The organism is Thermodesulfobacteriota bacterium, assembly GCA_040757775.1.
GTDB lineage: Bacteria > Desulfobacterota > UBA8473 > UBA8473 > UBA8473 > UBA8473.
This window is the reverse complement of record JBFLWQ010000002.1, coordinates 14,221-28,230: the sequence shown is the minus strand read 5'-3', so window position 1 is coordinate 28,230 and position 14,010 is coordinate 14,221. Positions and strand designations below refer to the sequence as shown.

The 14,010-nt window shown below is 35.7% G+C and carries 12 protein-coding genes; all 12 read left to right on the top strand.

Going from position 1 to position 14,010, the window contains the following annotated elements:
- The 12 genes from AB1401_01570 to AB1401_01515 all read left to right on the top strand — a co-directional run bounded on the left by AB1401_01570 (position 1) and on the right by AB1401_01515 (position 13,985).
- Positions 1-1,638, top strand: coding sequence for a hypothetical protein (locus AB1401_01570; protein MEW6614145.1), 1,638 nt, complete (start codon positions 1-3; stop codon positions 1,636-1,638).
- A 6-nt stretch (positions 1,639-1,644) separates the two neighbouring features.
- Entirely contained in the window at positions 1,645-2,910 is a 1,266-nt protein-coding gene (locus AB1401_01565; protein MEW6614144.1) for a glycosyltransferase, read from the top strand.
- Positions 2,907-3,725, top strand: a complete 819-nt coding sequence (locus tag AB1401_01560; protein MEW6614143.1) for a class I SAM-dependent methyltransferase — start codon at positions 2,907-2,909, stop codon at positions 3,723-3,725. The genes AB1401_01565 and AB1401_01560 overlap by 4 nt, the downstream gene beginning before the upstream one ends.
- Positions 3,722-4,852 (top strand): glycosyltransferase family 4 protein, encoded by a 1,131-nt coding sequence (locus AB1401_01555; protein MEW6614142.1) that lies wholly within the window; start codon positions 3,722-3,724, stop codon positions 4,850-4,852. Before AB1401_01560 ends, AB1401_01555 begins: the two co-directional genes overlap by 4 nt.
- Positions 4,794-5,705 (top strand): class I SAM-dependent methyltransferase, encoded by a 912-nt coding sequence (locus AB1401_01550; protein ID MEW6614141.1) that lies wholly within the window; start codon positions 4,794-4,796, stop codon positions 5,703-5,705. Before AB1401_01555 ends, AB1401_01550 begins: the two co-directional genes overlap by 59 nt.
- 11 nt (positions 5,706-5,716) lie before the next feature.
- A complete protein-coding gene (asnB, locus tag AB1401_01545; protein MEW6614140.1) occupies positions 5,717-7,729 on the top strand; it encodes an asparagine synthase (glutamine-hydrolyzing) in 2,013 nt (670 codons plus the stop codon).
- Positions 7,730-7,746: 17 nt separating this feature from the next.
- A complete protein-coding gene (locus tag AB1401_01540; GenBank protein MEW6614139.1) occupies positions 7,747-8,946 on the top strand; it encodes a glycosyltransferase family 4 protein in 1,200 nt (399 codons plus the stop codon).
- Between the two features lie 54 nt (positions 8,947-9,000).
- The gene (locus AB1401_01535) at positions 9,001-10,194 is read left to right on the top strand and encodes a glycosyltransferase family 4 protein (protein ID MEW6614138.1); all 1,194 of its coding nucleotides are present in this window, start codon (positions 9,001-9,003) and stop codon (positions 10,192-10,194) included.
- 65 nt (positions 10,195-10,259) lie between these two features.
- Positions 10,260-11,249, top strand: a complete 990-nt coding sequence (locus AB1401_01530; protein ID MEW6614137.1) for a GDP-mannose 4,6-dehydratase — start codon at positions 10,260-10,262, stop codon at positions 11,247-11,249.
- On the top strand, positions 11,246-12,697 hold the full coding sequence (locus tag AB1401_01525) for a PHP domain-containing protein (protein MEW6614136.1): 1,452 nt from the start codon (positions 11,246-11,248) through the stop codon (positions 12,695-12,697). The genes AB1401_01530 and AB1401_01525 overlap by 4 nt, the downstream gene beginning before the upstream one ends.
- The gene (locus AB1401_01520; GenBank protein MEW6614135.1) at positions 12,694-13,374 is read left to right on the top strand and encodes a WbqC family protein; all 681 of its coding nucleotides are present in this window, start codon (positions 12,694-12,696) and stop codon (positions 13,372-13,374) included. The genes AB1401_01525 and AB1401_01520 overlap by 4 nt, the downstream gene beginning before the upstream one ends.
- Positions 13,371-13,985: a PIG-L family deacetylase gene (locus AB1401_01515; protein ID MEW6614134.1), complete on the top strand. Its 615-nt coding sequence runs from the start codon at positions 13,371-13,373 to the stop codon at positions 13,983-13,985. Before AB1401_01520 ends, AB1401_01515 begins: the two co-directional genes overlap by 4 nt.
- Positions 13,986-14,010 lie beyond the last annotated feature (25 nt).

The following is a 14,010-nucleotide window of genomic DNA, read 5'->3' as shown; positions in this document are numbered from 1 at the left end:
ATGAATTTATCTAAAAGAAACCAAACCTTAATAATTATAACCAGCCTGATTTTTGTCCTCATAATATCGAGGATGCTTTTATATGACAAGTTTTTCAATTTGATTTCAGGAGACAATGCAATTTGGGGAATAATGTCAGTGGATATTCTCCAAGGCAAAACATTTCCCATCTTTTTCTATGGTGCACATAGGACAGGGAGTTTAGAAACATTTTTTACTGCTATTTTTTTTGCTTTGGGGGGGATTTCTACTTATGTTTATCACCTTTCCAGGATAATAATTTTTGCTCCATTTGTTTTAGTTGTTTATTTTACTGTACTTACTGTAACTAACGATAAAAAACTGAGTTTTATAACATCTTTGTGGGCTATTTTCCCTTCCTATTATTTTGTTTTTACAACCGCAATCTGTGCCGGATATCTTTTTTTTCTTATCAGTTCTAGTCTCATTTTTTTGACATCTCTCCCCCTTCAAGCAAAAAAAATTGATGACAAAAAGACTCTATATCTCTGTCTATTTCTGTGTGGATTTATTTCGGGGTTTGCTTTCTGGTTACATCAACTTTCCCTCTCATTTATCCTAGTTATCAATCTGGTCTTACTAATTAAAATAAAAAGGGAATACCCTTTTAAAATATTCACATATTCTTTGTTTATTGTCTTTGTATCTTTTGTTTTAGGATCCCTTCCTTCAATTATTCACAATATCAAGCATGAATTCCACAACATTAAAATTATGTTTGGTTTTTTATTTGATATAAGTGGTCGTGATGAATATACAAGGTTAGGGCTTTTATCCGTAATAAAAAAATCCTTGATTCTTAAAACATCCGGATATGGTGCCGGTTTGTTTCCAAGACTTTCTATTATGGCTTCTCTTATCTTTGGGGTACAAAGGGATTTAATTGGCGGATATTCCTTAATGAATTTTTTAATAATAGTTATTTGGGGGATATTATTATTGCTTTCATTTTATCGGCTTTTTTCTGGAAAGGTTGAATCTAATGTTAAAAAACAGATTTATATTCTATTAGCAGTTTCAGTTATAGTCTTTATTTCTGGACTTAAACAGGATAGATACCTCCTGCCGTTCTATTTTATTATTCCAGTCCTTATTTCTTTAACATTGAAAAATTTAAGCAAAAAAATATTATTTCCTCTGATAATTTTTCTCATCACATTGAATATCTTCTCAATAAAGAAAATGTTTACAAAAGAGTTAGAGGATTTTATCCCAGAAAACAACTACATAGTTAGCTTTCTACAAGAAAACCAATTGACCAGAGGGTACGCGGAACATAATGTTGCTTATCCTATTATTTTCTTGTCTCAAAAGAAAATCATTATGTCTACCTTAGGAGGTCCTTTCTTAGAGGGGCCCTCCTTTTACAACCTTATACCGAGATTTAATAAAGAGGTAGAGAGGTCTCCGGATATTTTTTATATATATTCTATAACAAATTTACTCGACAAAACACTCAGGGACTATCTACAAAGAACAGGGATCACCTATCAAGTTCAACAAATCGGAAAATTCAACATATATTTCAACTTCACCAGGAAATTTTTGCCTGTTGAGTTTCTTCCTGAACACTACAAAACAGAGTATTTAGCAGCTACGAATAGAAGAGCATATTGATTTAAAATGGAAATATCGGTCATTATTCCTACTCTCAATGAAGAAGAAAATATTGAAGAATTACTCCAACGTGTAAAAGATATTTTATTAAAGCAAACTACTGAATATAACTATGAAATTATTGTAGTTGATGGAGGGTCAAAAGATAATACCCAGACGAAGGCTTTGAAATGTGGAGCTATAGTTATACAACAAAAAAAACCAGGTTACGGTGAAGCCTTAAAAGAGGGATTCAATCATGCAAAAGGTGATATTCTTTTAACTATGGATGCTGATTTTTCCCATGATCCAAAATTTATTGAGTTATTGTTATCGCATCATCATGAAGCTGAATTGATAATAGCTTCCAGGTATATAGATGGAGGCCACGCAAATATGCCCTTATTAAGAAAAATATTAAGTGTTGTCCTTAATAAGGTTTTTACTATAATTTTAGAATTGCCATACAAAGACATATCCAGTGGTTTCAGATTGTATAATAAAAAAATTCTTAGAGAAATAAATTTAACATCACAGGGCTATGAGATATTGGAGGAAATTATTATAAAGACACATGCTAATGCCTGGTCTGTAATGGAAATACCTTTCCATTACTATCCCCGGAAATCAGGAAAGTCTCATGTTAAGTTTTTTAAGTTTGCCATTTCCTATCTAAAAACCTTATTTAAGATGTGGCAAATAAGAAATTCATTATTTTCGGCTGATTATGAAGACAAGGCATATAATAGCAGTATTCCTTTACAAAGATATTGGCAGAGGGAAAAATATCTTGATATAATTAATTTTTTGGGGACAGATACAGGAAGAATTCTCAATATTGGATACAGCGTATCTAAATTTTCTCTGAATTTTCCAAATACAATTTGTTACGATTTTGTTGTCAAAAAACTTCGGTACTTAAAGAAAACGAATCTTCCTGTGGTTGCGGGGAATACGGATCAGATCCCTTTCAAGGATAAAGAATTTGATTTTATCATCTGTTCGAGCATCTTAGAACACATCCCTGAAGATGATTTCAATTTTAATGAAATCAACAGAGTTCTAAAAGAGGGAGGATGCTTAATAATTTGTACTCCTGACTATAAAAAGATTCTATGGCATATAATAGAGAAGTTTTACGAGAAACTACTTCCAGGTATTTATGCCCATCAATATGTAACTAAATATACAAAAAATAGCCTGATTGAAAGGTTAAAATCAAAAGGGTTTGTTTTAGATAATTATCGTTATGTATTCAAATCTGAATTAATTCTAAAGGCAATAAAAAATTGAAAAATAGCCTAAATAAAACTCCACAAGCAGAAACCTTTAAAAAAGAATTTCTCAAAAAATATCTGGAAAAAGCTCCAATCTCATTGGCTTTAATTAGGGCTGCTGAATGCCATGAATTATCAAAAGAAGATTATTTACGACCCGTATTAGATATCGGTTGTGGAAACGGTTTATTCACATCTATCCTGTTTGAGGATACTATAGATACAGGTTTGGATATTTCATCCAAGGAAATAAGAGAAGCTAAAAAAACTTCTAAATATAAATATTTAGTAGCTAGTAATATAGAACAAATCTCTTTTAAGGATGGATCTTTTTCCACTATTTTTAGTAATTCAGTTTTAGAACATTTAACCGATTTAAATAAAGCACTCAAAGAAATACATCGGATTTTAAAAAAAGATGGAACACTTATTTTTACCACTTATACCGAAGCCTTTGGAGATACCCTTTTTTACAGTAAGATATTAGCCAAATTGAGGCTTTCTGGAATAGCCGGTTTTTATTCCAAAACAATCAATCAGATTTTTAATCATAAAAATCTATTTTCTCTCGAAGAATGGAAAGAAATACTAGCTAAAAATGGTTTTAAGGTGATTGAATTCGAACACTATTTTCCAGAAAAAATCATGAATATTTTTGACCTGTTCCTGCCCTTTTCTCTATTTAATTTGTTATGGGTGAAACTTTTTTTGAAGTGGAAGCCTTTTTCTACAAAACTCCTGGTAAAGATAGCTTACTTCTTTTTTAAAAGTGCTTTCAATGATAGTAAACAGATTGGTTGTGGCTTAAAATTTACACTTAAAAAACTATGAAAATTCTATATGTTATTGATAACCTTGAGTTTGGAGGTGGAGAAAAGGGTTTTCTTCAGATCATTAAGGGATTAGATAAAGAGAAATACACCATTTATACCGCTTCTAAACCCTATGGAGAGTTTGGAAAAAAGCTTGGGGAGATGCGTATACACTTTGAACCTGTAAATATGGAGAATAGGTTCAATCCCTTTACTATTTTAAAACTAATGCGGATTATAAAGAAGGAATGTGTTCATATCGTTCACAGTCAGGGGGCTAGAGCCGACTTTTTCTCAAGAGTTGCTGTGAGAGGTACTCGCAGATCACATCTTGTCTCTACTATACAAATGCCTGTTGAGGGATATGATGTTAGTATTTTAAGAAAAAAAATCTACCGCATATTTGACCGATTTTCTGAAAGATTCGTTGACCGTTTTATCGTGGTATCTGAGTCTCTGAAAAAGACTTTAATTGATGACCGCAGGATTCCTTTAAATAAGGTAATCAAGATATATAATGGAGTTGAACTTGATGCTTACACCCCTGATGTTTTCTGTCAGTCTCCAAGCGAGATAAGAAAAAAATTGGAGATCAAAAATGAGATATTTGTTATAGGTACCATTGGACGGATGGTCTGGCAAAAGGGATTTGAGTATCTAATTGAGGCTGCATCTAATGTTATAAAAGAGTATCCAGAGGCAAGGTTTTTGATTGTGGGAGAAGGACCATTAAAAGGCAAGTTAAAAGTTAAAAGTAAAGAGTTAAGAGTTGAAGATAAAGTAATTTTTACTGGGTTTCGAACTGATATAAAAGAGGTATTATCTGCAATTGATATCATAGTAATCCCTTCGCTTTTAGAAGGATTCCCAATGATAACGCTAGAGGCTATGGCTATGGCAAAGCCGATCATCGCGACAAATATTAACGGTATAACCGAACAAATAACGGATGGAATAAATGGAATCCTGATCCCGCCAAAAAATCCCAGTGCTATAGCACAAGCAATTATAACACTCATTAATAATAGAGAAAAAGCGAAAGAAATGGGATTAGCTGCTAGAAAAAAGGTAGAAGAGGAATTTTCGATTGAAAAGATGGTCTCAGAAATTGAAAAGGTCTATTTCTCTCTTATGGAAACCAATTAAAATGGAATTTTGTCCTTATTGTGGTAGTAATAAAACTTTTTTTTACTTTAAAGTCTTTTCAAGAATCTTTAATCTATGTAGAGAATGTAACCTTATCTATAAATACATCCTGGGAAATTACGAAGATTTCCTTTCGGCATATCAAGATGATTATTTTGCCCGATATTCTGCTGATCAGATTGAAGGCAGAAGGAATAAGTTATATGATCATATATTAGATTTGATAGAAGCAAGGAAAAAGGTTGGCAAGATATTGGATGTGGGTACTGGCTGTGGATTTTTTCTGGTAGCTGCTCAAAAAAAGGGATGGAAGGTAAAAGGGATAGAACCATCAATGAAATCAGTTGAAGTTGCAAGAAATCAAAATGCCCTTGATGTTTTTAATGGTACCCTTCTAGAGTATAATGAGAATAACAAATTTGACGTAATTACTTTCATTAACGTCCTTGATCATTTAGTTGAACCGTGGAAGGAGATTGAACTGGCAAAACACCTACTCAAATCGCAAGGTCTTATTTATGTCCGTTTTCCAAATGGTTCTGTCCACACCCGAATTTACAGGTTGGCTTCAAAACTCGGATTTACCAATTTTGCTCTCAGATTTCTGGTTTTCCATCAGTATTCCTTCAGTTCAAAGTACATCAAGAGACTTTTGTCAGATTTTGGGTTTTCCGAGATTATGATTTTAAATTCCCCTCCCTCTAAAGGTGATCCCCATAACCTTTTCTTTAATCCATCTGTTGCCAATTATTTCAAGAAATTCCTTTATTTAGTGGACAACGCTGTTAGAGTTATAAGTGGCAAAAAAATCTTACTAGGTACTTCATTGGAGGTAACAGCGATTAAGATATAGGACGAAACAGTATGTGCGGGATTTGTGGTTTTGTTAATCAGGAAAAACGAACAGAAGCTTTTGATGAAGGGCTTCTGAAAAAGATGACATCGGTTTTGAAGCATCGGGGGCCTGATGATAGTGGAATGGTTTTCCTGTCATCAAGTACAAGTCGTGAACCGTTAATCGTAAATTATACGGATAGTGAAAAAAAATCCCGAACAACGAATAACGATTACAATATAGGTCTGGGGCACCAAAGGTTGAGTATCATCGATCTTTCTCCTTCCGGCCATCAACCAATGTCTAACGAAGATGGAAGAATATGGATTACCTACAATGGAGAGATATATAACTTTAAAGTTCTAAAGTCTGAACTAGAGGCTCAAGGGCATAGGTTTAAGTCTAATTCAGATACAGAGGTTATAATACACCTTTATGAAGAAAAGGGAATAGATGGTATCCACAAGTTGAATGGTATGTTTGCCTTTGCTCTCTGGGATGGGAATAATGAAAGGCTGTTTTTGGTTCGGGATAGGCTAGGGATAAAGCCCCTTGTTTATTATAACGATAAAAGGAAAATATTATTTGCCTCAGAGATAAAAAGCATCCTGGAAGACCCTTCTGTCCCTAAAGAGATTGACTGGGATGCCCTGAATCTATATCTGACATTTAATTATATCCCTGCCCCCTGGACTATATTTAAAGGGATCAAAAAGTTGGAGCCAGGGTATTATCTGGTAATGGAAGATGATAAATTAAGGGTTGAGCAGTATTGGGATATTCATCACAGTTCCCCTGAAAAGAATAACGAGAAAAATGCCATTGAAAAGGATACTGAGTATTACAAAAAGAGACTCTTTGATTTAATAGAAGATTCAGTGAAAATGAGAATGATCTCTGATGTTCCGCTTGGCGCTTTTTTGAGCGGAGGTATTGATTCCAGCATAATCGTAGGGTTAATGGCCAGAAATTCCAGCAAACCAGTAAAAACCTTTTCAATAGGATATGAAGACCTTGAACTGTTTGATGAGACTAAATATGCCCGTGAGGTGGCTCAACTTAACCACACGGAGCATTACGAATTTAAACTTACCTATAAAGACATTCTGGATGTCTTCCCAACAGTTATTTCCTCCTTTGATGAACCCTTTGCCGATTCCTCATCTGTACCTACTTTTCTAGTTTCCAGGGAAACCAGAAAGCTTGTTACTGTCGCTCTTGCAGGAGACGGTTCCGATGAACTATTTGCTGGATACAGGATGTACCTGGGAGAATACTTTAAAAAATACTATCTTCTTCTTCCCCCATTTTTTAGGCGTAAAATGATTGAACCTTTTTTGAAGGTACTCCCTGATTCCCGTGATAGTAAGCTTCTCGAATACATTCGACGGGCTAAAAAGTTTCTGGAAGGCGCCGATAAAAACCTATCCCAGAGATTTTTTTCCTGGGCAGAGATATTTCCTCAAAAGGAACGAGTCAGGCTTTTAGAGAGGGTAATTGGAGGGGGAAAAGCACTTACTTTGAACAGGGGGGAAAAATTAATTGAAGAAGGATTCTGTAATTTTTCTGGCGATGACTTAAATAGGATGCTTTATGTGGATGTTAAATATTCCCTTCCGGGAGACATGCTCACCAAAGTGGATTGGATGAGCATGAGAAATTCGTTGGAAGTCAGAGTTCCTTTTCTCGATTACCGGGTAGTAGAGGCTTCGTTTGAGATGGAAGGTAGCTTAAAACTAAGAGGAAGGAAAAGAAAATACATCCTTCTGGAAACCTTCAGGGATATTCTTCCCAAAAGCCTTCACAATCGTCCTAAGTGGGGTTTTGAGATGCCTATAGGTAAATGGCTTAAAGGGGAACTAAGATTCCTGATTGATGAGTACCTCTCCACAGAGCGGCTCAATAAACAAGGCATATTTAACCAAATGGAAGTTGAAAGATTAAAACAGAGCCTTTTTAACCAATGGTCTGACACTTCCTGGAAACTCTGGAATCTTATTGTCTTCCAATACTGGCATGAAAGGTATTTCCCTCATAATTAACTTGCAGGTTTTATTAAGTGAATATTCTAATGGTTGCTGATGTTTCCATAAAGAATGTTATTGGAGGGGCTCCCAGGGTTCTCCATGAAGAGAGTAAGAAACTGAAGCAAAAGGGACATGATGTTTGGGTGTTGACCAGACAGGTTCCAAACTCAGATTTGGCCGAAGAAATAGTCGAAGGAATAAAAGAATTCCGATATAAAATTGTTGAAAATAACACTTTTACATATATTACATCTTCGATTTTTAATTCCAGGAGGTTATTTGAGAGAATAGTGAAAGGCAAATGTTTCGATCTAATAAACTTTCACCAACCTTTCTCTGCTTTGGGAGTTAATCTATCCAGTAAGAGCAGAAAGATAAAAAAAGTTTATACATTCCATTCTCCAGCCTTTAAAGAGTATGAAATGCGTAACAGACCTTTATCTACTCCATGGGGGAAGTGGAATTATAAGCTGAACTCCTATTTCAGGAAGGGAATAGAAAGATACAATTTAAAGAAATGTGAAAAGATCAGAACACTGAGCGAATATATGAAAAGAGAGCTTATAGAATGTCATGGTATTGCTGATGAAAAGGTTGTTGTGATTCCTGGTGGTGTGGACACTGATTGTTTTACACCTTTATCCGATAGATTAAAACTGAAAAAAGAGCTAAGAGTACCCGTTGAAAAAACCTTGCTCCTATCCGTTCGTAATCTTGTTCCAAGGATGGGGCTTGAGAACCTTATTTATGCTATGGTTGATATTGTTAGGCAAAAAAAGGACGTCTACCTAATTTTAGGAGGGGAGGGGGCTTTAGAAGAAAGACTAAAGGGATTGGTTAAACAATTAGAACTGGATTTGTTTATTCGATTTGAAGGTTTTATTCCGGAAGACAAACTGCCTTTGTATTATCAAACCGCAGACCTTTTTATCTTACCTACCAAAATAATGGAAGGTTTCGGTCTGGTAACTGTTGAGTCTCTTTCCTGTGGCACACCGGTACTGGGGACACCCATTGGAGGGACAAAGGAAATTCTGGAGGGATTAGATGAGAGGCTCTTGTTTGAAGGAACTGAGCCAAAAGATATTTCGGAAAGGATTCTTTATTTCTTGAATCGAAAATCTACTATGGAGGATTTGAGAGGTAAATGCAGACAGTTTGCTGTAGATAACTACTCATGGGATGTTGTAGCTCAAAAGCTTGAAGAAATCTTAGTAGAAATTACTCAGTAAAAAACTTAGATTTTCAAAATCCATATGATCTATTAATTATAACCAGGAGAAAGGTTGGAGAAAGTTAAAATCGTACATATCATCACAAGGTTGGACAAAGGAGGATCTGCTGAAAATACCTTACTAACTACTATAGGATTGAATAAAAATAAGTATGACATTGTTCTGATAAAAGGCATTTCACTTGAATCGGAGATGAGTGCTGAAGAAAGGACATCTTTAGATGAAGGATTAAAGCAGGCTGAGCTTACGGGTGTAAGGCTGATTACAGTTCCTTCTCTGATCCGACGAATAAATCCTATTTTAGATATACAAACTCTTTTTCGCCTCTACAGGATCTTCCTGCACGAAAAGCCTGCTATTGTACATACTCACACATCAAAGGCGGGGATACTTGGTCGATGGGTTTCCTTCTTTACAAGGGTTCCTATAGCTGTCCATACCCCTCATGGTCACATCTTTTATGGTTACTACGGAAGGGTTAAAACTAAGGTATTCATTCTTATTGAGAGAGTTACAGCTATCATAACAGATAGGATTATAGCTTTGACAAAAAGGGAGAAGGAAGAACATATTCAATTTAATATTTCAAAGTCTCACAAATTTGTAGTAATACACAGCGGAGTACCTCTGGAAAATTTCTCCAAAAATTTAGACAATACTGATGAATTAAAGAAAAACCTAGGTATACATATAACAGATTTAATAGTTGGTACAATAGGGAGACTAGTCGAAATAAAAGGGCATAGGTATCTTCTGGATGCCGCACGTTTGGTCTTGAATAAGATAGCAAACGTGACCTTTCTATTGATTGGAGATGGCTACCTTATGACAGAATTAATTGATTATACCTATGCCCTGGGGATCGAGAATAAAGTTATTTTTGCTGGATGGAGAAGCGATATACCCCAACTTATAAATACATTCGATATATTTGCATTACCTTCTCTAAATGAGGGGATGGGTAGGGTTCTTGTAGAGGCTATGGCTATGGGGAAACCCATTGTGGCTTCAGATATTGGTGGTATTCCAGACCTTGTAAAAGATGGGGCTAATGGCATATTATTCCCTCCAAGAGATGTGGATGCTATGGCAGAAGCGATCATAAAGCTGCTTTTGGATAGAGAGTTGGCAAGAAAAATGGGAAAAGAAGGAGAAAGGGTTTCTCTTAACTATGGCACCGGCACTATGATAAAAAAGATTGAGGGATTGTATGAAGATTTATTGAGGGGAAAAGGGGCAATCTGAGGTCTTATTTTTAATTCAAAATTCAAAATTAAGATACTCGAATGCAGTCAGAAAGGGAAAATAAGGTGAAAAACAGAGCTTTAGTCACGGGAGTTACAGGTCAGGACGGGAGTTATTTGGCTGAATTATTGCTTGAAAAGGGGTATGAGGTGCATGGTATTGTTCGTCGTGTTGCACTCGAAGATCCTCAAACTCGTATGTGGCGAATACGCCATTTGTTGGGTAAAATCATTATTCACTGTGCCTCCTTAGAAAGTTACGGTAGTATCTTCAATGTTATATCTGAAATTAAACCAGATGAGTGCTATCACCTGGCAGCTCAGAGTTTTGTATCCTATTCCTTTGAGGATGAATTTTCTACAGTAAACATTAATTTAAATGGTACCCATCACGTTTTATCCGCCATAAAGAGACAGTCCCCTGAATGTAAATTGTACTTTGCCGCTTCAAGTGAGATGTTTGGCAATGTTCAGGAAACACCTCAGAACGAAAATACCCCTTTTCACCCTCGTTCTCCATATGGAATATCCAAGCTGGCTGGATTTGAGTTAACCAGGAATTATAGAGAGTCATATGGTCTATTTGCTGTGTCGGGAATTCTATTCAACCATGAATCACCAAGACGGGGAACTGAATTTGTTACAAGAAAAATTACTTCGAGTGCAGCAAAAATAAAATTGGGGTTAGAAAAAGAAATTAGATTGGGAAATCTGGATGCAAAACGTGATTGGGGACACTCGAAAGATTATGTTCAGGCAATGTGGCTTATGTTGCAACAGCACGAACCTGATGATTATGTAATTGCCACAGGGATGTCACACTCTGTTAAAGAGTTTTTGGAAGAAGCTTTTAAATACTTAGGGTTAGACTATAATGATTATTTAATTATAGATAAAGAATTATATCGTCCGGCAGAAGTTCATGTGTTACAAGGAGACAGTTCGAAAGCCCGAAAAAAATTGAACTGGGCCCCAACAATCTCCTTTGAGGAAATAGTGAAAGAAATGGTTGATAGTGACCTAAAAAGATATTCCGTTTCAAAAATATCCCTATGAAATTAATGCTATATTTAATAATATTGTATCTAATTTTCTGCATTTCATCTCCTGTAGTTGCTTATGCAAATGAATATATTCAAATCGCTGGATTAATAGATATACGTTCAACATTCAGTGATGGCAGCTATTCCATTGAGGAACTGGTTAATATAGCAAAAAATAGAGGTCTTGAGGTTTTAATATTTACCGATCATGACCGTATAGAAATGGAGTACGGTTTATTTCCATTTCGACATATTATAAAGAGGAAGATTGAAAGACCCTCTGTATTGAAGATAGGGGCAAAAAAATACCTTAACAAGATTAAGGAGGTGGGACATAAATATCCAGAAATGATATTGATTCCCGGTGTAGAGTCAGCCCCCTTTTACTATTGGACAGGGAGCATAATTAAGGGCAATCTAACTGCCCATAATTGGGAGAAACATATACTGGTTATAGGGTTGGAAAAACCTGAAGATTATAAAAATTTACCCATTCTAAGTGGTGCATTTTCAACTAACTACATAAGTCAGTTCCTTCCTACTACTCTGTTATTTATAATTTCTGCACTTTTCAGCATATTTTTGATACGCTGGCGAGGAATCTACAAGAAAATTGGCATTATAGGATTCATTTTAAGCCTTCTATTGATTATAAACTACCATCCTTTTAAAAGCTCTGTTTTTGATCAGTACCATGGAGATCAAGGGGTATTGCCTTATCAAGAGTTTATAGATTATGTTAATAAAAGGGGGGGCATGACCTTTTGGTCTCATCCTGAAAGCAAATCTGGCATAGATAAAAAGGGACGGATATATGTTAATACCCCACCCCACCCTGATGATTTAGTCAAAACAAAGGGATATACAGGTTTTGCTGCAATATATGGTGATAACATAACAGCAACAGAACCAGACAGAGAGTGGGATACGGTTTTACAGGAATACTGCTTAGGGAAAAGGGCTAGACCTGTTTGGGGGATTTCTGCAGCAGATTATCACTCTGAGGCAGGGGGTAAATTAGGTGAATTCCCCACGACCTTTATCGTAAAAGAGAAATCTAAAGAGGAGGTCCTTTACGCCTTAAAAAACGGAAATATGTATGTCTATCAAGGGAGCATTGGTTACAGATTATCCCTTGATGAATTTACCGTATCCGATACTTCAACCCATTACAAGGCCACAATGGGGGAACAAATCTCTGCAAAAGATAGTCCAGTATTAAAAATAAAACTCTCATCTTCGGATAAAAAAAATTACAAGATACAAGGCAGGATCATTCGCTCTGGGAAATTGATTGATACATTTTCAGGAACAACGCCTATGAAATATACTTATAGAGACAGCTATTTTAATCCCAACGAGAAGATATATTACAGAATAGATGTAAAAGGGCCAGGTATATTGGTGTCCAATCCGATTTTTGTCACGTTTATTGGGGAAGGGAAGGGGGGTAGCCTGTGATTGTAGCCATCCATCAACCCCAATACTTGCCATGGCTGGGATACTTTGATAAAATAGCACAAACGGACATTTTTGTTATTCTGGACAATGTGCAATATAAAAAGAACGAGTGGCAAAACCGGAATCGAATAAAGACAGCTAATGGATGGCAATGGCTAACGGTACCTGTACAGTACAAATTTCCAGAAAGAATTGACCAAGTAAAGATAAACAATAGGATAGATTGGAACAGAAAACATTTAAATGCTATAATTGTTAATTATGGGAGATCTTTTTACTTTAAAAAATACCTGTCTTTTTTCGAGGATGTTTATTCGCAGGATTGGGAATACCTGGTTGATATAAATGTTTGTTTAATCAATTTTCTCATAAAAGCTCTTGGTATCAATACAGAAACGTTAAGGGCTTCAAATCTTCAAGTAAGACAAGACCCCACCTCTAGACTAATTGATATATGTAAGGAAGTGGAGGCAGATACTTATCTTGCAGGGAAGGATGGAAGGAAGTACATGGATATTGAAAAATTTGAAAAAGAGAATATTAAGGTTTTATTTCAAGATTTTCAGCACCCTGTTTACAACCAACTTTTCGGGAATTTTGAGCCTCAGATGTCAGTTATAGATCTTCTTTTTAATTGTGGAGAGGATAGTCTCAAGATTTTAAGAGGTGATCAATGAACATATTGGCCATAGGTGCCCATCCAGATGATATTGAATTCGGCTGTGGTGGATCCTTAATAAAGTATAAAGAGAAGGGAGACAATGTCTCCCTTATGGTTCTGACAGATGGCGAATTGGGGGGAGGCGGAAAAATTAGACGGCATGAGCAGGAGGCATCTTTGAAGATTCTACAGGCAAAAGAGCTTTTCTGGGGTGGGTATAGTGATACCAAGCTGCTGTTAGATCAAAAGCTAATCCTTAATATCGAAAATGTGTTACATAAGGTAAAACCTGATTTCATCTTTGTTAATTACTTTGATGATACCCATCAGGATCACCGTAATTTGGCAAAAGCCACTATCTCAGCTACAAGATATATCAAAAATGTGCTCTTTTATGAGGGGCCAACCACCCAAAATTTTTCTCCAAATGTATTTGTTGACATCAATGAGGTCTTAAATGATAAAATTGATTTGCTGAAAGCCCATGAATCACAAATAATGAAAACAAACATAGAAGATTTGTCCATCCTCGAGATCGCAAAATCTTCTGCAAATTTTAGGGGTATTCAAGGACGGGTAAAGTATGCGGAAGGATTTCTGTCCCTACGTTTATTTATAAATGTTTAAACCATAATACAAGGTGAAGCTAAGC

Excerpts from the sequence above, each read along its gene's own strand:
- AB1401_01570 (MEW6614145.1), top strand. The coding sequence starts at position 1 with ATGAATTTATCTAAAAGAAACCAAACCTTAATAATTATAACCAGCCTG.
- AB1401_01565 (MEW6614144.1), top strand. The coding sequence starts at position 1,645 with ATGGAAATATCGGTCATTATTCCTACTCTCAATGAAGAAGAAAATATT.
- AB1401_01555 (MEW6614142.1), top strand. The coding sequence starts at position 3,722 with ATGAAAATTCTATATGTTATTGATAACCTTGAGTTTGGAGGTGGAGAA.
- asnB (MEW6614140.1), top strand. The coding sequence starts at position 5,717 with ATGTGCGGGATTTGTGGTTTTGTTAATCAGGAAAAACGAACAGAAGCT.
- AB1401_01525 (MEW6614136.1), top strand. The coding sequence starts at position 11,246 with ATGAAATTAATGCTATATTTAATAATATTGTATCTAATTTTCTGCATT.
- AB1401_01515 (MEW6614134.1), top strand. The coding sequence starts at position 13,371 with ATGAACATATTGGCCATAGGTGCCCATCCAGATGATATTGAATTCGGC.